Genomic DNA, 21247 nt, shown 5'->3' with positions numbered 1-21247 from the left:
TCCTCCCTCAGACTTTTTCAATGCGAATGGCGCATTTTTTGTAATCAGTCTGTTTTGACATTGGATCGGTAGCATCAAGTGTGACCTTGTTGATCAACTCGCTGGCATCGAACCAAGGAATGAAAACAAGTCCGCGAGGCGGCTTGTTACGACCGCGTGTTTCAACCCGTGTGCGCATGTCGCCACGACGTGAAATCACCCGGATTTCATCCCCCCGCCTAAGCCCCTGTTCAGCAGCATCATCGGGATGAAGGAAGCACAAGGCATCTGGAAATGACCGGTAAAGTTCCGGCACGCGCTGGGTCATGGATCCGGAATGCCAGTGTTCCAGTACACGTCCTGTGCAAAGCCAGAACGGATATTCTTCATCAGGGGTTTCAGGTGCTGGTTCATAGGGAAGGGCAAAAATACGTGCCTTGCCATCCTTATGACCATAAAACTCGACCCCGGCGCCGGGCGTGACATAGGGGTCATATCCTTCGCGGTACCGCCAAAGGGTTTCCTTGCCGTCAACCACCGGCCAGCGCAGGCCACGTTCCTTGTGATAGCGGTCGAACGGTGCCAGATCATGGCCATGACCGCGTCCGAAGGCCGCGTATTCTTCAAACAGGCCCTTTTGGACATAGAAGCCGTATTCTTCAGACTCGTTATTGTCGTAATCAGGGGCCGTTTCCTCAAGCGGGAACTTGTTGACGTTGCCGTTGCGATACAGAACGTCAAACATGGTTTTGCTGCGTAGTTCCGGTGCCTTGGCCAGAAGCTCTTCCGGCCAGACGTCCTCGATGGCAAAGCGTTTGGAAAATTCCATCAATTGCCAAAGGTCGGACTTGGCGTTCCCCGGAGCCTGAACAAGTTGATGCCACATATGCGTGCGGCGTTCGGCATTGCCATAGCAGCCTTCTTTTTCCACCCACATTGCGGTGGGCAAGACAAGATCGGCAGCCTCGCAGGTTACGGTTGGGTATGCATCAGAAACGGCAATGAAGTTTTCCGGATTGCGATACCCCGGCCACGCTTCCTCGTTGATGTTGGCAGCAGCCTGCATATTGTTATTACATTGCACCCAATAGGCATTGAGTTTGCCGTCCTTGAGCATGCGGTTTTGTTCTACTGCGTGATAGCCAACCTTGTCGGGAATGGTGCCTTCGGGCAGTTTCCAGATTTCTTCGGCATGCTTACGGTGTTCGGGATTGGTGACGACCATATCGGCAGGCAATCGATGGGAAAATGTACCAACTTCGCGCGCGGTGCCACAGGCGGACGGTTGCCCGGTGAGCGAAAACGGCGAATTGCCCGGCTCGGCAATCTTACCGGTCAGAAGATGGATATTGTAACACAGATTGTTGGCCCAGACACCGCGTGTATGCTGGTTGAAGCCCATGGTCCAGAACGATGTGACCTTGATTTTTGGATCGGCATAAAGTTCAGCCAGTGCTTCCAGACGTTCCTTGGGTACACCAGTCATTTCATGGGTTTTATCAAGCGTATATTCCGACACAAATTCGGCGTACTCGTCGAATGTCATATCGGTTGAACCACCGGCATCGGATGCGTGTTCAGCTGATTGTTGGCGCGGGTCTTCTGGGCGCAGGCCATAGCCGATATCGGTATTGCCCCGACGGAAAATGGTGTGTTTGTTGACAAAGTCAGTATTGACCCGGTCGGTCGATATGATGTGGTTGGCGATGTAATTGAGGATCACCAGATCGGTCTGGGGTTTGAACACCATCGGGATGTCGGCCAGATCAAAGCAGCGATGTTCATAGGTTGACAGCACAGCGACTTTGACATGCGGGGCCGACAAACGACGGTCCGTGACACGGGTCCATAGGATCGGGTGCATTTCAGCCATGTTCGACCCCCACAGAACAAAGGCGTCTGCGGCTTCCATATCGTCATAGCAGCCCATCGGTTCGTCCATGCCAAAGGTCCGCATGAAGCCGACAACAGCGGATGCCATGCAATGGCGGGCATTGGGATCAAGGTTGTTGGACCGGAAACCGGCTTTCATCAGTTTGGAGGCCGCGTACCCTTCAAAAACGGTCCATTGGCCTGAGCCGAACATGCCGACAGATGTCGGGCCTTTGGCCTTGAGGGCTGCTTTCCATTTCTCGGCCATGATATCGAATGCTTCGTCCCAGGACACCGGTTCGAAATTGCCATTCTTGTCATAGACGCCATTCTTTTTGCGCAGGAGCGGTTCGGTCAGGCGATCCTTGCCATACATGATTTTGGACAGGAAGTAGCCTTTGACGCAGTTAAGCCCCCGGTTCACCGGAGACAGAACATCGCCATGGGTTGCAACAACATGATTGTCCTTGGTTGCGACCATGACCGAACACCCGGTGCCGCAGAACCGGCAGGGGGCCTTGGACCATTTGAGTTTGGTGTGCTCTGTCTCTGTCACCAGATTTTGTGCAGATGCCGGAAGACTGATGCCAGCGGCTGCAGCGGCAATTGCTGCTGCTTTTGCCTTAAGGGCATCGCGGCGGGATATCTTTGTCTTGAACATCGTTTGTTTCCTTGGGCCAGATGTCAAATTCTTGATCGTTGGCTAGTACGCGGTGGCACTAGTTAATTGGCATTTTCGTTGTGGTGATAGACCAGGTTGACGCCAAGAACGCCTGAGAGGTCACCGATCTCTTTCATGGTGTCGGCCAGTTGCCGGTCATTCTTGGCTTCAAGTACGACAATGATTTTTCCCGAGACGTCACGTGCGGTGATTTCGATGCCGGGAAAGGCTTCAAGCTGTGTCGCGATCACGTCCAGATGTTCGGGACGGGCCTGAACAATCATGCTGGAGATCACCCCGATATTTTCATCCATGGGCGTTCTCCTTTTGGGGGGTAATGGATATGGCGTCGGCCGGGCAGGCCGAGAGACATGCGCCGCAACCGGTACATGCGTCTTCATTAACGATGACACGAGCCCGACCTCCCAGCTGTGGGGCGATACGGATGGCAGATTCCGGGCAGACATCCCCACAAGACCGACAGTAAATCCCGTTTTCCGCAAAACAGGTTTTGGCAACCGTAATGTCGAGGTTCCAAGGGGTGTCGGCTGTCGTGTCAAAAACATCTTCTGCACAGGCATCTGAACAGGCCCCGCAAAAGGTGCATTCACCTTTGGTGAAATCAATGACCGGATGGTTTCGGCCGTCAAATGCGATGATGCCTTCCGGGCAGGCGGGCGCACAATCGCCACATCCCGTGCAGCGGGCATCAAGATGCCGTGCCCATGGTGGCTGGATAACATCACCGGTCTGATCAGAATGCGTCGTCGATACAGCCCTGAAACGGGCAAGGAAGTCACGACGGCTTGTCTGTTTTGCGTTTGCAGGCATATCAGCCTCCTACCGCCTACATCGGAGGTCCGGGCGGTCCGGCAAACATCTGATAAATCCAGATTGAAAAGCCCAATCCACCAACGATTGCAACCGAAAGGGCGGGGGCCAGGAACACGGCCAAAAACAGAAAGCATCGCAATTCTGTTTTACGGCGGGGTGGGCCATCTAGGGTTTGGCTATCGCTCATGGTTTCGTTTCTCTCACTTCGAAGGAAGGAAACCGTTCCTTTCGCCACTATGTCCCAAGCGAAAGCCGGTGTTCTCTTTTTGGGGTTATCGGGCGGGGCCGATGAATACCCACTTCGAAGTTAAGGTCATTCCCGTGAGGATTTCAATCTTAAATATAATTAGTTACATAACTTTAAAATTATAAGTATTCTAAACAATGGCTGTCTGATAGAGAAACAGCGTCATTCTGATTTTTGCGGCCTAAAAACGATCAATCACGGTGACGCCGGTTCCGACGAAATTGTCCATATTCATAAGGGCAGTTGCGCCTTCGGCCAGTGTGACTCGGTCGCTGATGAGTTTTTGCGGGGTGAGTTTGCCGATCATGATCATGTCGAGCATGGCGTCATAGCGAAATGCCTGCATGCCGTGACTGCCGAGAATTTCCAGCTCATGAGCGACAACCCGGTCCATCGGGACTTTGGCGTGGGCGTGATCGCCGGTCATAAGGCCGATCTGAATGTGTTTGCCGCGTTTGCGTAAACTGGCGACCGAGTTAAAGCAGGTCTGTTCACTGCCAAGGGCATCAACCGACACATGCACACCGCCACGTGTGATGTCCTTAATCGCGGTTGGGATGTCGTCAATGGTGCGGGCGTTGAGTGTGGTGTTCGCGCCAAGTTCCTTGGCAAATTCAAGTTTGCTGTCATCAATATCAACTGCAATGACATAGGCACCGGCGGCAGCCGCAATCATGATCGCCGATAAGCCGACCCCGCCCGCACCATGCACGGCAACCATTTGTCCAGCGGATACTTTGCCCTGATCAATTACACCGCGGAAACTGGTGGCAAAGCGGCAGCCGAGGCTCGCGGCGGTGGCGAATTCCATATCGTCTGGAAGTGCAATAAGGTTGGTGTCGGCATAGTCGATGGCAACATATTGCGCAAAGCTGCCCCAATGGGTAAAGCCCGGCTGGAATTGGTTGTCGCAGACCTGATGGTTGCCACTGTGGCATTCCGGGCAATGCCCGCATCCCGATACGAACGGGACAGTGACCCGGTCGCCTTCCTTCCAGCGTTTGATGTCCTTGCCAACCCCGACAATGGTACCGGCAAATTCATGGCCCGGTACATGGGGCAACTGTACATCGGAATCATGGCCCATCCAGCCGTGCCAGTCACTGCGGCATAATCCGGTCGCGCCGACCTTGATCACAACGCCATCATTGGACGGGGTGGGATCATCAACGGTTTGAATATTGATCGGGCCTTGGTACTCGGTGAAATAGGCTGCGCGCATTTTGGGGCTCCCGGCGTGAACGAGCGGAACGTTATCTTCTAAGTATCGTCCTTGTCGCGGTCGGAATGCAACCGGACAACTTTGGGCACACCAATGCCCGGCTTGGGGGCCGGTTTTGGTTTTGGTGCGGTTGGTTGATAGCGGCCCCATGGGGATGTGTCGCGGTCTTCGCCGGTCGGGGTTTCCTTGCCCCATGGGCCGCGCCGGTCGCGCTTCATCGCAGCACGTTTGGCAGCACGTTCGGCCTCATAGGCCGCAGCCCATGGCGGGACGCCAGACCCGGAGGTACTTGCGCCGCGTGCCTTGCGCCCCGGTCGGCCCGGGCGATAAACGCCAAATGCCGGTGCGTGGGACCCATCATGCCACAGTGGTACGTTGCGGTGCTTGAACAGAGGGATCAGGACAAGCCCGGCAATGAAGCCCGCGATATGGGCGACCCACGCAATCCCGCCCCCGGCACCGCTTCCGAAATTAAAGACCTGTGTCACGAACCAGAAACCCAGAACAAAGACGGCCGGGACGTAGAAAATGAAGACCCAGAAGAACCAGACCAGAATGCGGGCCTTGGGATAGAGCAGGAAATACGCCCCCAAGACACCGGCCAGCGCCCCCGACGCACCAATCATCGGAATTTGCGACTGGGTGTCGAGCAACCCGTGCCCAAGGGCCGCGGCAACCCCGCATAGCAGATAGAAAATCAGAAAGCGGAAATGCCCCATGGCATCTTCGACGTTGTTCCCAAACACCCAGAGATACAGCATGTTGCCCGCGATATGCATCCATCCGCCATGCATGAACATGGAAGTGAAAATCGACAGGAATTCATATCCGGGCGGGAAAGCGGCAAGTTGCGGGGGCAGATCGGCATGGCCAAACAGGACAGCGGGAATGGCCCCGTATTGCAAGGTGGCCAGCGTGGCGCCCTTTGGACTAAGTGATATGGTCACAAGGAAGACAGCCACATTAAGCGCAATGATGGCATAGGTGACCCAAGGCGTTATCGTGGTCGGGTTGTCGTCCTTGATCGGGAGCATCGGCTCGGTACTAATCCTGTGGCACGTTTATGTAAGGTTGCGTTTTAGGCCCGAACCGTTTTGGCGTATGGACCAATAGATCAGGCGACATTCGTCTGTTTTTGTGCGGTCAGGCTATCACGAAGGTGGGCAGCCAACTGACGATATTCACGCTTTCGGGCTGAACTGCGGCGCCAGACCATGCCGATGCGCCGAATGGGGACCGGGTTTTCAAATGGAATGATCTTTAGCGAATCCGGGCGGCGGGCTTCGACTTCCAGCGACATTTCAGGCAAAAGCGTCGATCCGACACCGGCTGCAACCATTTGCACCAGTGTTGACAGGCTATTGGCCTGAAAATCGGCGGACTTGCTCCATCCGGCTTTCTGACAGACCTCAAGCGCCTGATCGCGCAGGCAATGGCCGTCTTCGAGCAGCAGCAGCTTTTCGTCCTTGATGTCGGCGATCTCGATATGGCGTTTTTTGGTCAGCGGGTTATCCGGGCTGCACGCAAAGACAAACCGGTCTTCAAACAGATCAAATTCTTCCAGCCAGTTTTCTTCGATCGGAAGCGCGATCAGAGCCAGATCAAGTTTGCCCGCCGCCAGAAGTGATACCAGCTTGGATGTCTGGTCTTCGCGCAGGAAGGGCTGCAGTTTGGGGAAGCCTGATTTTAACTGTGACATCACATCAGGCAGAAGATACGGACCAATTGTCGGGATCACCCCGATATGGATCGGACCTGAAAGCGGTTCGGTCGCGGCCTGTGCCATGGTGGTCAGTTCATCGACTTCATGGAGGATACTTCGCGCCCGCGAAACGACATCTTCGCCCAGCGGCGTGATGAGGACCTGGCGCTTGTTGCGTTCAACCAGCTGCGCCCCGAGCAGGTTTTCAAGCTCGTTAATGGCGGCCGAAAGGCTTGGCTGGGTGATGAAGCAGGCCTCGGCAGCGCGGCCAAAATGGCCACATTCGGCTAAAGCGACAAGATATTTGAGCTGCTTGATGCTGGGTTGGGCAGCCATTAATTTTTCCTATCAACAAGCGAAGTTTTATCTATTTGTCTTAGTTAGTGCATTTCACTACAAATCGCCAGCAGTGAGTGTTCATTTTGCACTTGCTCACAAGAATTGGCGGCCTGTCGGGGGCCGCAATTGGATTTTTTAACTAGGGTTAGGAGTAACCATAATGCTTACCGTTGGTGATACGCTTCCTGAATTTAATCTGACTGGTGTTTCGGGAAAATCCCCGGATAGCTTCGCACCGGTTACCGATAAGTCCTATGACGGCAAATGGAAGATTTTGTTCTTCTGGCCGAAAGATTTCACTTTTGTTTGCCCGACCGAAATTGTTGGTTACGGCGAACTGAACGGTGATTTCGAAGACCGTGATGCGGTTCTTCTGGGCTGCTCGACCGATACCGATTTCGTCCATGCTGCATGGCGCACCCACCACGAAGATCTGGGCGATAGCCCGTTCGTATGGCTGGCTGACGAGAAAAAAGAACTCTCGACCGCCCTTGGTGTTCTGGCCAAAGACGCTGGTGTTGCGCTGCGTGCGACCTTCATCGTTGATCCGGACAACATCATCCGTCACGTGCAGGTAAACGATCTTAACGTTGGTCGTAACCCGCATGAAGCACTTCGTATTCTTGATGCGCTTCAGACAGACGAGTTGTGCCCGTGCAACTGGAACCAGGGTGACGAAACCCTTTAAGTCTGGTTCAGACGATTTTGGGGCCGGGCAGATACCCGGTCCCGCTTTCAGCCCATCGGATATTTACTAATCCGCAAACCCGCCTGTGTCTCTGGCGGGGTGGTTTGGCTGATTTTGTTTAATGATTTTTGCTTTTAAGCATCACGGAATTCAGGGGATAAACCAATGACGTCGATCACCGAAATCAAAGACGCAATGCCAGCCTATGCCAAGGACCTGAAACTGAACCTGTCGAGCATGGCGAACAATCCGGGCATGACCGATCAACAGGTTTACGGCACCGCGCTGGCCTGTGCTTTCGCATCGCGCAACGCCAAATTGATCAAGGCAGTTGCCGCAGAAGCCAAAGCCAAGCTTTCAGAAGAAGCCCTTGAAGCCGCCAAGGGTGCGGCCGCAATCATGGGCATGAACAATATCTATTACCGGTTTGTGCATCTGGTTTCAGATGATGAATATGGTTCGATGCCTGCGCGCCTTCGGATGAACATCATCGGCAAGCCGGGCATTGATAAAGCCGATTTTGAGCTGTTTTCAATTGCGGTTTCGGCGATCAATGGTTGTGGCATGTGCATCGATAGCCATGACAAGGTGCTTAAAGGTGCTGGTATCAAAAAAGAAACCATCCAGAACGCGATCCGTATTGCGTCTGTGATCCATGCGGTCGCGGTTGTCATTGACGCCGAAGACGGATTGGCCGACTAAGCCAGCAGAATTTCCGGGTTAGGGCCCAAACGAAAAAGCCCCGGTTGTGTGATGCAGCCGGGGCTTTTGTTTGGGTTGCCGACAGGTGGCTATTTGCGGATCGACCGTTCGGAAATATCAGCCCTGTGCGGTTGGCCGGATGACGACGCTGCCAATCTCGACGTCGGCGGGTTGATCAATCGCATAAAGGATGCCGCGTGCGACCGCGTCGGGCGGTATCGCAATTGCGTCGAGGCGGTCTGCAATCATTTTTTTTGTAGGTTGATCCGTGATCTTGTCTGCGAAGCCCGTGGCTGTCATTCCCGGTGAAATTTCGGTTACACGAAGGTTTGGTCCGGCTTCCTGACGCAATACTTCAGTCACTGTGCGAACGGCATTCTTAGTCGCGGCATAAACACCCATGGTCGGTGCCATTTTCAAGCCCGCCGTTGAAATGACATTGATCACATGGCCGCTGTTCTGGCGTGTAAACACAGGAAGGGCGGCAGCGATCCCATAAAGCGTGCCGCGGAAATTTACGTCAATCATCGCATCCCAATCATCGACGCATAGCGCGTCAAAGCGGGAAATTGGCCCAACCCCTGCGTTGTTAATGATGACGTCAAATCGGCCGCTTTGTTCGATTGCAAAGGTGACAAGGTCTTTAAGGTCGCCCCGGTGTCGGACGTCTGTGCGTTTGAAAGCGGCAGTGCCGCCAGCCTTGATGATGCTGTTGGTGACTTCTTTTAGCGCATCTTCATTGCGCGCACCCAACACGACAAACGCGCCATGTTTTGCAAGTAATCTGGCGGTTGCACGACCGATGCCGCTGCTTGCGCCGGTGATTGCGATGGTTTTGCCTTCGATGTTCATTTCCAGTCTCCTTTGCAAAGAAGGTAGGCGAAGGCGGCAAGATTATCTATGCTGTGAAGTCGATAAAAATATCGAGATCGTCTAATTCATGGTTGATCCACTTTCAGATGTTCTGAATGTTATTGGTGCGAAGGTCTCCAGACGCACCCGCATGGAAGCGGCCGGGCAATGGGCCTTGGCATTTCCTGCCATCGGCAGGCTTAAATTCGTCGCCCTGCTGCGTGGGCGCCAGTGGATGCTGCTTCCGGACTGTGCGCCCCGATTGATGCAGGAAGGGGATGTTTGCCTGATCGGGCGCACGTCATATGTGGTGGCCAGTGATCCTGATATCACACCGGTTGATGGGGCAGCCTTTTTCGGTGACCCGGGCGGCGACGTCGTGCGGATTGGCGGCGATGACACCACCGGGATCGGCGGTACGGTCACTGTTGATGCCGGGAATGGGGATTTCCTACTTGAGATACTGCCCGATTTCATGATCATTCCTGGGGCTTCACCGGGTTCAGAGGCAATCGCCACAGTCTTGTCTCTTATGAATGACGAGGTTGGGCGCGATATGATCGGAAGCGAAATCGTCAGTGCGCGGCTTGCGGATGTGCTGTTGGTTGAGGCTATTCGGGCGTATGGGGCGCAGATTGAACCGTCGGCTATGGGGTGGCTTGGCGCGCTTGCGGATGTTCGGCTTGGCCGGGCACTTCGGGCGATGCATGAAGATATTGCGCAACAATGGACGGTGGCGCGGCTTGCCAGCATGGCCGGAATGTCACGGGCTGCATTTTCTGCTGCGTTCGCACGCAATGTTGGAAAACCGCCGCTTGCGTATTTGCGGATGTGGCGCCTTACGGTTGCCCGTGTGGCACTTATGCGCGGCGATGCAACTGTTGCCAGCGTTGCGCATGAGGTTGGCTATACATCGCAAAGCGCGTTCGGTCATGCTTTCCGGCGCGCCTTTGGGCATCCTCCGAAGGCCTTCGTGCGATCATAATGCGCCACGCTTTTGGCATAGGCGAACTTATTGGGCGTGACCTTAGGGTGGCCGTTCCGTCAATGCTGCCCGAGGCAGTCACGCAGTCATAACGGGTGTTGCAATGTCAAGATGCTTGAGCGTGCTGGCGATCACCTGATCGGGTTGATCAAAATGCGGGATGTGGCCGCATTCCTTGATCAGCATTTTGGTCACCGGGCCGCTGACATGTTTGCAGATGGTGTTGACCTGATCATCACTGCCAAACTGGTCATCATCTCCCTGTATCACCAAAAGTGGGCAGCTGATGGAGGGCAGTTCGTCAACCATGTTCCAGTCGCGAAATTCCGGCTGGCGCCATGTATCGACCCATGATTTGAACACTATGTCGGTCTGGAAAAAATGATGGCGTTCGAGTTTGGCTTTCCAGTCGGTCGTGGCATAGATCGCGGCCGCATCGTTGATCCCGGCAATGGTGACGTCTTCAACGAACACATGGGCGGCTTCGGATATGACAGCGCTAACATTGTCGGGAAAGCGGGCGGCATATTTAAGGGCAATGGTGGCCCCGTCGCTGTGCCCAAACAGGATCGGGCGGGTGAGACCAAGTTCGCTGATCAATCGATGCAGATAGACATCACTTTCGACATTGTGAAAATCAATCGGGCGCGGGACATCGCCGTCCCCATGTGGATCAGACCGTCCATGGCCGCGCCGTTCATAAATGATCACCGGATGTTTGGTGGCGGTGGCAAGCTTTGCCGGGAAATCGCGCCACATGCGAATGGTGCCCAGAGCCTCGTGCAGGAAAATGATGGTGGGGGCATCTTCCATCACATCCATAGGAATGATCCGTTGGCAGGACAGGCTGACCCCGTCGACGGTGACATAGAAATTCTCGTTTAACATGGTGTGTCCGATTTATCGGTAATTTGGTGCGCAATTGTTGAATTGGATAATGGACAAAAAAACAGGGCCCGGCAAGTGCCGGACCCTGTGAAATGTTTTTCAGCCCAAAACTGGCCGATGGATAACCCTTATTTCAGGGCAGCGCAGGCGCGTTTGATACGCGCACAGGCTTCGGTCAATGCGGCATCCGAGGTCGCATAGGAAATGCGAAAATACGGGGCCAGACCAAATGCCGAACCCGGAACCGCGGCAACACCTTCGGCCTCAAGCAGGTAGGTGATGAAATCGGTGTCGGTTTCGATCTTGGTGCCGTCCGGGGTGGTTTTTCCGATTACGCCCGCACAGGACGGATAAACGTAAAACGCACCTTCGGGTTTTTTGCACGACAGGCCTTCGCATTCGTTCAGGGCTGCGACAACCAGATCACGACGGCCTTTGAAAACTTCTGCGCGTTCGGCAAGGAAATCCTGCGGACCGTTCAGGGCCTCGACCGAAGCAGCCTGACTGATCGACGATGTATGCGTGCTGCTTTGGGACTGAACCTTGTTGATCGCCTTGATCAGCTCAACCGGACCTGCCGCATAGCCAAGACGCCAACCGGTCATGGCATAGGATTTCGACACACCGTTACAGGTCAACGTGCGGGCTTTGAGCTTTGGCTCAACCTGCGCGATGGTGGTGAATTCGAACCCGTCATAGACGAGGTGCTCATACATGTCGTCAGACATGATGTAGACGTTTTCGTGTTTGAGCAAAACGTCCGCAATCGCGCGCAACTCATCGCGCGAATAGGCCGCACCGGTCGGGTTGGACGGGGAGTTCAGAACCACCCATTTGGTTTTTGGCGTGATGGCGGCTTCAAGTTCGGCGGCGGTGATTTTAAAATCGTTTTCTTCCTGACATTCAACAATGACAGGGGTGCCTTCGGCCATCAGCGCCATATCCGGGTAGGAAACCCAATATGGTGCCGGGATGACAACTTCGTCGCCAGCGTTCAGCGTTGCAAAGAACGCATTGAACAGGGTTTGCTTGCCACCACAACCGACGGTGATTTCGTCGATGGTGTATTCCAGATCGTTTTCACGTTTGAACTTTTCGACAATTGCCTTGCGCAGCTCGGGTGTGCCGGCGACCGGAGTGTATTTGGTCTTGCCTGCATCGATGGCGGCTTTGGCAGCGGCTTTGATGTTGTCGGGGGTATCGAAATCCGGCTCACCTGCGCCAAGACCGATCACATCAACGCCAGCGGCTTTGAGCTCGGCGGCTTTGGTGGTGACGGCAATGGTGGGAGAAGGTTTGATACGGCTCAAACGGTCGGCAATAAACGCCATTGGTCTGTTTCCCTGGAATGAAAAAGAAGTGAAAAGAATCGCGTTCTTTCGGATCGGACCCTACGCCTGCCTTAATTTCAATTCAAGGCTCATTCGGCGCTTCTGCGGGTTCTTTGGGATGATTTGATCGTATTTTCGACCCTTGATCTGTCTGATCGGAAAGAACTTAACCCTTAACGCCATGAATTGGGCATTGTTCCCATTGAGTGGCGTCCTGACATCTGCTGACATTTCCTGACAGGATGTGTCAGGGCTGGGGCTTGCGGTTGGGCATATCTGTCTTATAACTACACATAGGATAAAACAGGGGCCTGCCCGATGAATGCGCTACCGGAATTTTTGACCAAACGCCGCCCGCCGGTTGACGGATCGCGGGAATTCAAGCTGGTGACCGAATATCAGCCAGCAGGCGATCAGCCCGCCGCGATTGCCGAGCTTATGGACGGCATCAATGATGATGAGCGTGATCAGGTTCTGCTGGGTGTGACCGGGTCGGGCAAGACTTTTACCATGGCCAACATCATTGCCCAGACTCAGCGCCCGGCATTGGTTCTAGCGCCCAATAAGACATTGGCAGCCCAGCTTTATGCCGAAATGAAGCATTTCTTCCCGGAGAATGCGGTCGAGTATTTCGTGTCGTACTACGACTATTATCAGCCGGAAGCCTATTTGCCGCGCTCTGATACCTATATCGAAAAAGATTCATCGATTAACGAACAGATCGACCGGATGCGCCACGCGGCAACCCGTGCGATTTTAGAGCGCAACGATTGTATCATCGTTGCATCGGTATCGTGCATTTACGGTATCGGGGCGGTGGAAACCTATCTTGAAATGACGCAGCGCATTTCGGTGGGTGATGAAATTGACCGTAACGACATCATGAAACGTCTGGTCGAATTGCAATATACCCGCAATGACGCGGCCTTTTCACGCGGGACATTCCGGGTGCGCGGCGATGTTTTGGAAATTTTCCCGGCCCACTCGGAAGACCGTGCATGGCGGGTGTCGATGTTTGGGGACGAGATCGAGGAACTGGCCGAGTTTGATCCGCTGACCGGGCATAAATTTGCCAGCATGGATTCGGTCACGGTCTATGCCAATTCGCACCACGTCACCCCGCGCCCGACCTTGGTGCAGGCCATGACGGGTATCAAGCAGGAGCTGAAAGACCGCCTTGCCCAGTTCCAGAACGAGGGAAAGCTTCTGGCAGCTGAGCGGATTGAGCAACGCACGACGTTTGATCTTGAGATGATGGAAACGGTTGGCCATTGCAAAGGGATCGAGAACTATTCGCGCTGGTTATCGGGGCGTAATCCCGGTGATCCGCCGCCGACCCTGTTTGAGTATTTGCCCGAAAACGCGTTGCTGTTTGTCGATGAAAGCCACGTTGCCGTGCCCCAAATCGGCGGCATGTTCAAGGGTGACTTTAACCGCAAATTCACGCTGGCCGAACATGGGTTCCGTCTGCCAAGCTGTGTTGATAACCGGCCGCTAAAATTCGAAGAATGGGAAGCGATGCGCCCGCAAAGCGTGTTTGTTTCGGCAACACCGGGCAAATGGGAAATGGAACGTACGGGCGGCGTGTTTACCGAACAGGTGATCCGACCAACCGGGTTGATTGATCCGGTGTGTATTATCCGTCCGGTCGAAACGCAGGTTGATGACCTGCTGGGGGAGGCCAAGGAATGTGCCGCCAAAGGCCAGCGCGTTCTGGTCACGACCCTGACCAAACGCATGGCCGAGGATTTGACCGAATATCTGCACGAACATGGCATCAGGGTGCGGTATCTGCATTCCGATATTGATACGCTGGAGCGGATCGAGATCATCCGCGATTTGCGTCTTGGCGTGTTTGATGTGCTGGTCGGGATTAACTTGCTGCGGGAAGGCTTGGACATTCCCGAATGTGCGCTGGTGGCGATTCTGGATGCGGACAAGGAAGGATTCCTGCGGTCGAAAACATCACTGGTGCAGACGATTGGCCGTGCGGCACGTAACGTTGATGGGCGTGTGTTGCTTTATGCTGATAAGATGACCGACAGCCTTGAATACGCGATTGATGAAACCAACCGTCGGCGCGAAAAGCAGGTTGCCTATAACGAGGCACATGGCATTACGCCCGAAAGTGTGCGATCGCGGATCAATGACGTCATCGAAAGTGTCGCCGAACAGGATTACGTCACGGTTGATACCGGTGTGTCGGGCGATACGCTGATTGGTCATAACCTGCGTGCCCATATCGAGGATCTTGAAAAACGGATGCGTGATGCCGCCGGGAACCTTGAGTTTGAGGAAGCCGCCCGTCTGCGTGACGAGATCAAGCGACTTGAAGATCAGGAACTTGGTCTGGCCGAAGCAGGGCCAATGGCGCGCACCATTGGTACTATCGGACCCGGTTCGAAATCAGCCAATAAATCAAAATACAAGGGGCGCCGCCGCAAGGGGCCTTAAGACATGAATTGATCTTGTGGTCTTTGGTTGCCAAGGTTCGGGGCGGGGTTCGGGGCGGAATTCCGACCTCTAGAATGTGTCGAATTTGCCATAAAGTTAGGTTTGACTAACTTTGGAAGCCGCGTCATAAATAGTGACCTTACAGACCGTAAGGGTATTTCACAGTCAGGCCGTTTTCAGATGTCCGAAGCCAAACAAGCCCCCGCACGTGATGCGGGATGGCGCAGTGATGCATCCGATCCATCCTTGGTCGAGGTGTTCCGATCCATTGCGGTATCCAACCAGTCGGGAAAATTCCGTAAGTTTCTGGCCTTTGCCGGACCGGGGTATCTGGTTGCGGTTGGTTATATGGATCCGGGCAACTGGGCGACATCACTGGCCGGTGGGTCGCAGTTTGGCTATGCGTTGCTGTTTGTCGCCTTGTTATCCAACGTCATGGCGATTGTTTTGCAATCACTGTGTGCGCGGTTGGCCATTGGATCGGGGCGCGATCTTGCGCAGGCGTGCCGGGATGCGTTTCCGAACTGGGTGTCATGGCCGCTTTGGGTTTTGGCGGAGCTGGCCATCTGTGCGACCGATCTGGCCGAAGTCATCGGGACGGCGATTGCGCTTAATCTGTTGTTTTCGATCCCGCTTGAATTGGGGGTTCTGATCACAGCAGCCGATGTTCTTTTGATCTTGTGGTTACAGGGGCGCGGGTTTCGCTGGGTCGAAGGATTCATCATCTCATTACTGGCGGTGATATCGGTCTGTTTTGGTGTGCAGATTGCCATGGCCAACCCCGATTGGCATGGCGTAATTATTGGTTTTGCCCCGACGGTCGATCTGATTGGCAATCAGAATATGCTGTATCTGGCACTTGGCATTATTGGTGCGACGGTGATGCCCCATAACCTGTATCTGCATTCGGGCATTGTGCAGACACGCGCTTATGAGTATACCCCCGAAGGCAAGCGCGAGGCGCTTAAATATGCCACGCTTGATTCCACCATTGCCCTGTCATTTGCACTTCTGATCAATGCATCGATCCTGATATTGGCGGCCGCCACGTTCCATGTCGCGGGACGCATGAATGTTGATGACATCGGGATTGCCCATGAGTTGCTGGCACCACTTTTGGGGGCATCGGTTGCCCCGGCATTGTTTGCCATTGCACTTTTATGTTGCGGGCTAAGTTCGACGGTGACCGCGACCATGGCCGGTCAGATCGTGATGGAAGGGTTTATCAACATTCGCCTGCCCAACTGGATGCGGCGTTTGGTGACACGCCTGATTGCGATTGTGCCGGCGATTGCCGTGACGGTGATTTATGGCGAAGGGCAAACCGCAAAGCTTTTGATCCTGTCGCAGGTGGTTTTGAGTTTCCAACTGCCGTTTGCTGTCGTGCCACTTGTGATGTTTACCGCGTCGCGTGAAAAGATGGGCGATTTGCGGGCCCCGATGTGGCTGACGATTGCCGCATCGCTGATTGCTGCGATCATCATCGCACTGAATATAAAGTTGCTTTATGATATGGCCTTTAACGGTGTGATGATCTAACTCTGTGAATAGCAAGGCAAGCATGGCCCAGAATATTTACGATAATCCCGACTTCTTTGAGGGATATAGCCAACTACCTCGGCAGGTGCATGGGCTGGACGGTGCACCGGAATGGCCGATGATCCGTTCGATGTTGCCCGCATTGACGGGTAAGCGCGTGGCCGATCTGGGATGCGGGTTTGGCTGGGTATCGCGCTGGATGCGTGAACAGGGGGCGGCCAGCGTTCTGGGTGTTGATCTGTCGGAAAATATGATTGTGCGAGCAAAGACAGATACGTCAGATCGCGCAATTACTTATCGCATTGCCGATATCGAAACGCTAGATTTGCCAGCGTCTTCATTCGATTTGGTCTATAGCGCGTTGACATTCCATTATGTCAAAGATTTTTGCCGTCTTGTGCGCTCCATCCATGATGCGCTCATATCTGGTGGTGATCTGGTGTTTACCATTGAACACCCCGTATTTATGGCAGCGCGACATCCGCATTGGATCGAAGATGAAGATGGACGTAAAACCTGGCCGGTGAATGGATATTCAGTTGAAGGAACACGTCGTACGGACTGGTTTGCCAAGGGGGTCGTAAAACAACACCGGACGATTGCCACAACGCTCAATTCCCTGATTGATGCTGGGTTCGAGCTGGTGCAGATTAACGAATTTGCACCAACTGCGGAGCAAATTCGGGACATACCCGAACTGGCCGAAGAAATGGAGCGCCCTATGATGCTGTTGGTTTCGGTACGCAAGAAATAAGGGCTGCGGTGTGGCAGCCCTTCTTCGTTGGGATGTCGTGGGTCGGGGTTGGACTACATAAACAGTTTTTCGTCTTCCATGCCCTTGTACATATCAGCCACATAATCGCCGTAGCCGTTGTAAATCTGGGTCGGGACGGTTTCGCCGTTATTGAGCAGGCGTTCATGTGCCTGACTCCAGCGTGGATGGGGGACTTTGGGGTTCACATTGGCCCAGAAGCCGTATTCATCCTTGTTGAGTTCTTCCCAGAAGCTGACCGGGCGTTTGTCGGTAAAGGTGATGCGGACAATCGACTTGATGTTTTTGAACCCGTATTTCCACGGGGTGACCAAACGCAGCGGTGCGCCGTTTTGCTTGGGCATTTCTTCGCCGTAGATGCCTGTGGCAATCATGGTCAGCTCGTTGGTGGCCTCGGCCATCGACAGGCCTTCGACGTAAGGCCACGGATACCAGAACTGGCGCAAGCCCGGCATGGTTTCCTTCTGACTGGCGGTTTCCATTTCGACATATTTTGCGCCCGATAGCGGCTTGGCAAAATCAACCAGTGCCTTCATCGGGAAGCCTGACCACGGGACGGTCATGGCCCATGCTTCGACACAGCGGAAACGATAGACCCGTTCTTCAAGCGGCATTTTGCGCACCAGGTCTTCGAAATCGATTTCAATCGGCTTTTCGACCATCCCGTCGATCTTGACCGTCCATGGACGCAGTTTAAGCGCCTGTGCGGCTGATGAGATGGATTTGTGCGATCCGAATTCATAGAAATTGTTATAGGTCAGCGCCTTGGCCTTTTCGGTCATTTCGCGATCAACGGTATAGGCCGGATTGCGGGTCACCGGATAAAGGTCGGCGGTGGGGCTTGTCCCTTGGGCTAGCGCACTGCCAAGTGGCATGGCTGCGGCGGAAGCACCGATTGAACCAGCAGCAATCCCTTTTAGAAACTGCCGGCGGTTTTTATAAACCGCTTCGGGGGTGGCTTCACGTTCCGGGATTTCCCAGCCTTTTTTGCGGCGTATCAGCATTGCTTCCTCCAAAATCGCACTGAACATAATGTCCGCGCAAAATGACATTCGGGCAAGTCACGCCTCGGTGAACAGCCAGTGAGACGTGTTTGATTTCAGTTTGTTGGTCCTTGTTGGTACGGCGACAAACCGCGAATTGATCAATTTTTCCATCAAATGATCGTGCGAAGTGATCGACGGATAGGTATTGTGATCGAAATCAGATCAAATCAGGGTGGCGATACGTGTTTGAGTTTAAAGATATCGAAATATTGCAAGATATCGTCAAGGCAGGAGGGTTTCGCGCAGCAGCGCAGAAATACAACCTGTCGCAATCAGCGATTTCAGCCCGCGTTTCCGCATTGGAAAAGAAGCTGGGCATGATGCTGTTTGACCGCAGCAACCGGCAGGTGCGCCTGACTGCAGCAGGGTTACGGTTTATCGAGGAAGCGCAGCGTTTATCGCGGGCACGGGATCGCATCTGGCAGGAGCTGACCCATCCCGGCGAGCTTAACGGGACGGTCAGGATCGGGGTGGCGGAAACCATCGTGCATACGTTGCTGACCGATATGCTTAACACGTTAAAAGATGATTTTCCCAAGGTCCGGTTTGAATTATCGGTTGATACATCTGGGCAGCTTAGCAAGGCGTTGAGTGACGATGACATGGATGTCGCGATCATGTTGCGCGAATCCGTGCCGCAAGGGGCCGTTGCCGCGCCGCTTAAGCCAGTTGAGCTTGGCTGGTACTGTGCCGAAGATCTGGAATTGGGCGACGCACCCTTGACGTTACGCGATCTGGCCGAGCACGCTATCGTGACTTTTCCCAAAGGAACGCCGCCGTTTCGCGAAGTCGAAAGTATCTTTGCCGCCCCCGATATTTCGCAACCGGCCCTGCATGGTTCGGCATCGCTTTCGACGGTTAAACATTTGGTGGCGGGGGGCTTTGGAATTGGGGTTTTACCAACACTTATGGTCAAGAATTCCGAGTGGGCCGACCATATCAAACCGATCCCTGTTTTGCCTGAAGCATCGCTGACAGCATTGCATTTTGTCATCACTTATTACGCCGAACGGAACGGTGAAATTGGCGCGGCTATTCAGGAGGCAGCGCGACTGTCAGATCAAATTGATCGTTGAAAACGATCATAAACCATTTAAAATGATTACTTGACAAGATCGGTTCCATTTCTCAATCTTTCGTCAGAGGCAGAGAATGGGACTGAAAATGACCGCATCAAAAAGCGCCACCCGTTCCGTTGACACCAATTCGGATGATATTTCGCGGATCACGCCATTGGCGTTGCGCACATCAATCCGACGTGGCGAGTACACAGGAACGACGACCGGTTTCTCATCAGGGTACCTTCAGGGGAACCTTGCGATTTTACCGGCGGACTATGCCGACGAGTTTTTGCAGTTCTGTTCAAAGAACCCCAAATCATGCCCACTGATCGGCATGTCCGAACCGGGATCGCCCCACATCCCGGAACTGGGCATTGATCTTGATATCCGAACCGATCTTGCGGGTTATCGCGTTTTCCGTGGTAGTGCCGAATACACCAGCGTCACGGACGTCTCCGATGTCTGGCGTGATGATCTGGTGACATTCGTTCTGGGATGTTCATTTTCATTCGAAGCGGCCATTACGCGCGGCGGTGTGCGGTTACGCCACATGGATGCGAACCGTAATGTGCCGATGTATGTGACAAATATCGCAACCACCCCGGCCGGGCGTTTTCACGGTCCCTTGGTGGTTTCGATGCGATCTTTTGCGCCCGGTGATGCGATCCGGGCGATCCTGTATTCCGACAGATATCGTCTGGCCCACGGCGCACCGGTTCATATCGGTGATCCATCGCAGATCGGTATTGCGGATATTATGAAACCGGATTTTGGCGATGAACCCGTCATCAACGAGGGGGACATCCCGGTTTTCTGGGCGTGCGGAGTCACGCCACAAATGGCAATTCGCAACGTGTTGCCGGATTTTGCCATCACGCACGAACCGGGCTTGATGCTTGTAACCGACGTTCTTGCAGAAGCCGCGGAATTTTCCCTTCAGACGAAGCCTGAAGTATATCAATCATAAACGACTTATCAGAGAGGACATTCTTATGAAAAAGATGGTTTCTTCGCTTTTGGCGGTATCCGCACTTGGTGCAGGTTTTGTTGCCACACCTGCAGTTGCCGAAGAACTTTCGGTTGTCGGCAGTTGGAGCAGCCTGCCGCTTTATAAACAGTATGAAAACACCTTCTGGACCGAAACGCTTCCGGCAGATTCAAACGGTGACATCACCGTTCAGATGACCACCCATGATCAGATGGGCATTGGCGGTGGTGACGTGTTTCGTTTGCTGAGCGACGGTGTTTTTGACGTTGCCATGACGGTTGGTGATTACGCGGTCGGTGATGCGCCAGAACTTGAAGGCCTTGATGTGCCGCTGGTGGCAAATACCGCCGCCGAGGCAAAGGCCATGGTCGAAGCCGCCCGCCCAATGGTTGATGACATCTTTGAAACCCGTTTCAATTCCAAGGTTCTTGCCATTGCACCTTATCCGCCGCAGGTGGTTTTCTGTGCGGGTGAAGTGACTTCAATCACCGATCTTAAAGACAAAAAAGTCCGTGGTTCGGGCCGTATGACCACCAAGTTCCTTGAAGCACTGGGTGCGAACGGTGTGAATGTGGCGTTTTCGGAAGTTCCGGGTGCGCTTGAACGTGGTGTGATCGATTGTGCCGTCACCGGTGCTGGTTCCGGGTACAGTGCAGGTTGGTGGGAAGTATCCGACCATCTGATGACCATTCCGCTGGGCGGATGGGATCCGGTTGTTACCGCGATGAACCTTGATAAGTGGAATTCATTGTCGGCGGAAACCCAGAAATTCATCACCGATGAAATCACGACCAAATTCGAAGCCCCGGCTTGGGCATCGGCGGCTGATGCGTTGAAAAACGATGTAGCGTGTCTGACCGGTAATGGTACCTGCCCGGCGGGTGATCCGGCGAATATGACGCTGGTTGATGTATCTGATGCCGATGTTGCACAGGCAAAATCCATCCTGACCGAGACGGTCCTGCCGGAATGGGCAGAACGTGCAGGTGATGACTGGGTTGCGCGCTGGAACGATAGCGTTGGCAAAACGGTCGGTGTTACCGTACCGCTGAACTAAATTTCAGCAATAGGCGGAGAGGCCGGAA

Annotated in this window: 20 protein-coding genes; 9 read left to right on the top strand and 11 right to left on the bottom strand. The window is 54.0% G+C overall.

Translation table 11 applies throughout. The features are described from left to right. Nucleotides 1–7: 7 nt before the first annotated feature. The 7 genes from napA to AC0VXT_RS16530 all read right to left on the bottom strand — a co-directional run bounded on the left by napA (nt 8) and on the right by AC0VXT_RS16530 (nt 6853). The gene (gene napA, locus AC0VXT_RS16560) at nt 8–2512 is read right to left on the bottom strand and encodes a nitrate reductase catalytic subunit NapA (protein WP_475546301.1); all 2505 of its coding nucleotides are present in this window, start codon (nt 2510–2512) and stop codon (nt 8–10) included. A gap of 62 nt (nt 2513–2574) precedes the next feature. Beyond that, nucleotides 2575–2826 carry a chaperone NapD gene (locus AC0VXT_RS16555; protein WP_022731259.1) on the bottom strand — a complete coding sequence of 84 codons (252 nt, stop codon included), beginning with the start codon at nt 2824–2826 and terminating at the stop codon, nt 2575–2577. Further along, nucleotides 2819–3343, bottom strand: coding sequence for a ferredoxin-type protein NapF (gene napF, locus AC0VXT_RS16550; RefSeq protein ID WP_475546300.1), 525 nt, complete (start codon nt 3341–3343; stop codon nt 2819–2821). Before napF ends, AC0VXT_RS16555 begins: the two co-directional genes overlap by 8 nt. A gap of 16 nt (nt 3344–3359) precedes the next feature. Next, nucleotides 3360–3533 carry a periplasmic nitrate reductase, NapE protein gene (gene napE / locus AC0VXT_RS16545; protein WP_102783960.1) on the bottom strand — a complete coding sequence of 58 codons (174 nt, stop codon included), beginning with the start codon at nt 3531–3533 and terminating at the stop codon, nt 3360–3362. Between the two features lie 241 nt (nt 3534–3774). Next, the gene (locus AC0VXT_RS16540; protein ID WP_475546299.1) at nt 3775–4815 is read right to left on the bottom strand and encodes a zinc-dependent alcohol dehydrogenase family protein; all 1041 of its coding nucleotides are present in this window, start codon (nt 4813–4815) and stop codon (nt 3775–3777) included. 38 nt (nt 4816–4853) lie between these two features. Continuing rightward, nucleotides 4854–5849 (bottom strand): rhomboid family intramembrane serine protease, encoded by a 996-nt coding sequence (locus tag AC0VXT_RS16535; protein WP_475546298.1) that lies wholly within the window; start codon nt 5847–5849, stop codon nt 4854–4856. Nucleotides 5850–5929: 80 nt separating this feature from the next. After that, the gene (locus AC0VXT_RS16530; RefSeq protein WP_412778236.1) at nt 5930–6853 is read right to left on the bottom strand and encodes a LysR substrate-binding domain-containing protein; all 924 of its coding nucleotides are present in this window, start codon (nt 6851–6853) and stop codon (nt 5930–5932) included. A gap of 163 nt (nt 6854–7016) precedes the next feature. On the opposite strand from AC0VXT_RS16530, the gene AC0VXT_RS16525 reads away from it, so the two are divergent. Beyond that, complete coding sequence (locus AC0VXT_RS16525; RefSeq protein WP_475546297.1) at nt 7017–7544, top strand: peroxiredoxin; 528 nt, start codon at nt 7017–7019, stop codon at nt 7542–7544. A 165-nt stretch (nt 7545–7709) separates the two neighbouring features. Next, nucleotides 7710–8246, top strand: a complete 537-nt coding sequence (ahpD, locus tag AC0VXT_RS16520; protein ID WP_475546296.1) for an alkylhydroperoxidase, AhpD family — start codon at nt 7710–7712, stop codon at nt 8244–8246. Nucleotides 8247–8363: 117 nt separating this feature from the next. Here the strand turns inward: ahpD and AC0VXT_RS16515 are convergent, their stop codons facing one another. Next, complete coding sequence (locus AC0VXT_RS16515) at nt 8364–9098, bottom strand: SDR family oxidoreductase (RefSeq protein WP_475546295.1); 735 nt, start codon at nt 9096–9098, stop codon at nt 8364–8366. A gap of 88 nt (nt 9099–9186) precedes the next feature. Here AC0VXT_RS16515 and AC0VXT_RS16510 point away from each other — a divergent pair, with 88 nt between their 5' ends. Then, nucleotides 9187–10083, top strand: coding sequence for an AraC family transcriptional regulator (locus AC0VXT_RS16510; protein ID WP_475546294.1), 897 nt, complete (start codon nt 9187–9189; stop codon nt 10081–10083). Nucleotides 10084–10161: 78 nt separating this feature from the next. Here the strand turns inward: AC0VXT_RS16510 and AC0VXT_RS16505 are convergent, their stop codons facing one another. Then, on the bottom strand, nt 10162–10971 hold the full coding sequence (locus tag AC0VXT_RS16505; protein WP_475546293.1) for an alpha/beta fold hydrolase: 810 nt from the start codon (nt 10969–10971) through the stop codon (nt 10162–10164). Between the two features lie 128 nt (nt 10972–11099). Beyond that, the gene (locus tag AC0VXT_RS16500) at nt 11100–12302 is read right to left on the bottom strand and encodes an aspartate transaminase (protein WP_276651962.1); all 1203 of its coding nucleotides are present in this window, start codon (nt 12300–12302) and stop codon (nt 11100–11102) included. 318 nt (nt 12303–12620) lie between these two features. On the opposite strand from AC0VXT_RS16500, the gene uvrB reads away from it, so the two are divergent. The 3 genes from uvrB (at nt 12621) to AC0VXT_RS16485 (ending at nt 17049) form a co-directional block, all read left to right on the top strand. Next, nucleotides 12621–14756: an excinuclease ABC subunit UvrB gene (uvrB, locus tag AC0VXT_RS16495; RefSeq protein ID WP_475546292.1), complete on the top strand. Its 2136-nt coding sequence runs from the start codon at nt 12621–12623 to the stop codon at nt 14754–14756. A gap of 180 nt (nt 14757–14936) precedes the next feature. Continuing rightward, nucleotides 14937–16295, top strand: a complete 1359-nt coding sequence (locus tag AC0VXT_RS16490; RefSeq protein WP_475546291.1) for an Nramp family divalent metal transporter — start codon at nt 14937–14939, stop codon at nt 16293–16295. A gap of 22 nt (nt 16296–16317) precedes the next feature. After that, entirely contained in the window at nt 16318–17049 is a 732-nt protein-coding gene (locus AC0VXT_RS16485) for a class I SAM-dependent methyltransferase (protein WP_475546290.1), read from the top strand. A 53-nt stretch (nt 17050–17102) separates the two neighbouring features. On the opposite strand, the gene msrP is transcribed toward AC0VXT_RS16485, so the two are convergent. Continuing rightward, on the bottom strand, nt 17103–18071 hold the full coding sequence (msrP, locus tag AC0VXT_RS16480) for a protein-methionine-sulfoxide reductase catalytic subunit MsrP (protein ID WP_475546289.1): 969 nt from the start codon (nt 18069–18071) through the stop codon (nt 17103–17105). A gap of 224 nt (nt 18072–18295) precedes the next feature. Here msrP and AC0VXT_RS16475 point away from each other — a divergent pair, with 224 nt between their 5' ends. The 3 genes from AC0VXT_RS16475 to AC0VXT_RS16465 all read left to right on the top strand — a co-directional run bounded on the left by AC0VXT_RS16475 (nt 18296) and on the right by AC0VXT_RS16465 (nt 21219). Further along, nucleotides 18296–19189: a LysR family transcriptional regulator gene (locus tag AC0VXT_RS16475; RefSeq protein WP_475546288.1), complete on the top strand. Its 894-nt coding sequence runs from the start codon at nt 18296–18298 to the stop codon at nt 19187–19189. An 88-nt stretch (nt 19190–19277) separates the two neighbouring features. After that, nucleotides 19278–20141, top strand: a complete 864-nt coding sequence (locus AC0VXT_RS16470; RefSeq protein ID WP_475546287.1) for a putative hydro-lyase — start codon at nt 19278–19280, stop codon at nt 20139–20141. Nucleotides 20142–20166: 25 nt separating this feature from the next. Further along, nucleotides 20167–21219: a TRAP transporter substrate-binding protein gene (locus tag AC0VXT_RS16465; protein WP_475546286.1), complete on the top strand. Its 1053-nt coding sequence runs from the start codon at nt 20167–20169 to the stop codon at nt 21217–21219. The last annotated feature ends 28 nt before the right edge of the window (nt 21220–21247 follow it).

Source organism: Thalassospira sp. Z349TD_5 (assembly GCF_056173045.1).
The sequence above is the reverse complement of the archived record's forward strand: the minus strand, read 5'-3'. Positions and strand labels throughout refer to the sequence as shown.

Excerpts from the sequence above, each read along its gene's own strand:
- napA (WP_475546301.1), bottom strand. The coding sequence starts at position 2,512 with ATGTTCAAGACAAAGATATCCCGCCGCGATGCCCTTAAGGCAAAAGCA.
- AC0VXT_RS16555 (WP_022731259.1), bottom strand. The coding sequence starts at position 2,826 with ATGGATGAAAATATCGGGGTGATCTCCAGCATGATTGTTCAGGCCCGT.
- napF (WP_475546300.1), bottom strand. The coding sequence starts at position 3,343 with ATGCCTGCAAACGCAAAACAGACAAGCCGTCGTGACTTCCTTGCCCGT.
- napE (WP_102783960.1), bottom strand. The coding sequence starts at position 3,533 with ATGAGCGATAGCCAAACCCTAGATGGCCCACCCCGCCGTAAAACAGAA.
- AC0VXT_RS16540 (WP_475546299.1), bottom strand. The coding sequence starts at position 4,815 with ATGCGCGCAGCCTATTTCACCGAGTACCAAGGCCCGATCAATATTCAA.
- AC0VXT_RS16535 (WP_475546298.1), bottom strand. The coding sequence starts at position 5,849 with ATGCTCCCGATCAAGGACGACAACCCGACCACGATAACGCCTTGGGTC.
- AC0VXT_RS16530 (WP_412778236.1), bottom strand. The coding sequence starts at position 6,853 with ATGGCTGCCCAACCCAGCATCAAGCAGCTCAAATATCTTGTCGCTTTA.
- AC0VXT_RS16525 (WP_475546297.1), top strand. The coding sequence starts at position 7,017 with ATGCTTACCGTTGGTGATACGCTTCCTGAATTTAATCTGACTGGTGTT.
- ahpD (WP_475546296.1), top strand. The coding sequence starts at position 7,710 with ATGACGTCGATCACCGAAATCAAAGACGCAATGCCAGCCTATGCCAAG.
- AC0VXT_RS16515 (WP_475546295.1), bottom strand. The coding sequence starts at position 9,098 with ATGAACATCGAAGGCAAAACCATCGCAATCACCGGCGCAAGCAGCGGC.
- AC0VXT_RS16510 (WP_475546294.1), top strand. The coding sequence starts at position 9,187 with ATGGTTGATCCACTTTCAGATGTTCTGAATGTTATTGGTGCGAAGGTC.
- AC0VXT_RS16505 (WP_475546293.1), bottom strand. The coding sequence starts at position 10,971 with ATGTTAAACGAGAATTTCTATGTCACCGTCGACGGGGTCAGCCTGTCC.
- AC0VXT_RS16500 (WP_276651962.1), bottom strand. The coding sequence starts at position 12,302 with ATGGCGTTTATTGCCGACCGTTTGAGCCGTATCAAACCTTCTCCCACC.
- uvrB (WP_475546292.1), top strand. The coding sequence starts at position 12,621 with ATGAATGCGCTACCGGAATTTTTGACCAAACGCCGCCCGCCGGTTGAC.
- AC0VXT_RS16490 (WP_475546291.1), top strand. The coding sequence starts at position 14,937 with ATGTCCGAAGCCAAACAAGCCCCCGCACGTGATGCGGGATGGCGCAGT.
- AC0VXT_RS16485 (WP_475546290.1), top strand. The coding sequence starts at position 16,318 with ATGGCCCAGAATATTTACGATAATCCCGACTTCTTTGAGGGATATAGC.
- msrP (WP_475546289.1), bottom strand. The coding sequence starts at position 18,071 with ATGCTGATACGCCGCAAAAAAGGCTGGGAAATCCCGGAACGTGAAGCC.
- AC0VXT_RS16470 (WP_475546287.1), top strand. The coding sequence starts at position 19,278 with ATGACCGCATCAAAAAGCGCCACCCGTTCCGTTGACACCAATTCGGAT.
- AC0VXT_RS16465 (WP_475546286.1), top strand. The coding sequence starts at position 20,167 with ATGAAAAAGATGGTTTCTTCGCTTTTGGCGGTATCCGCACTTGGTGCA.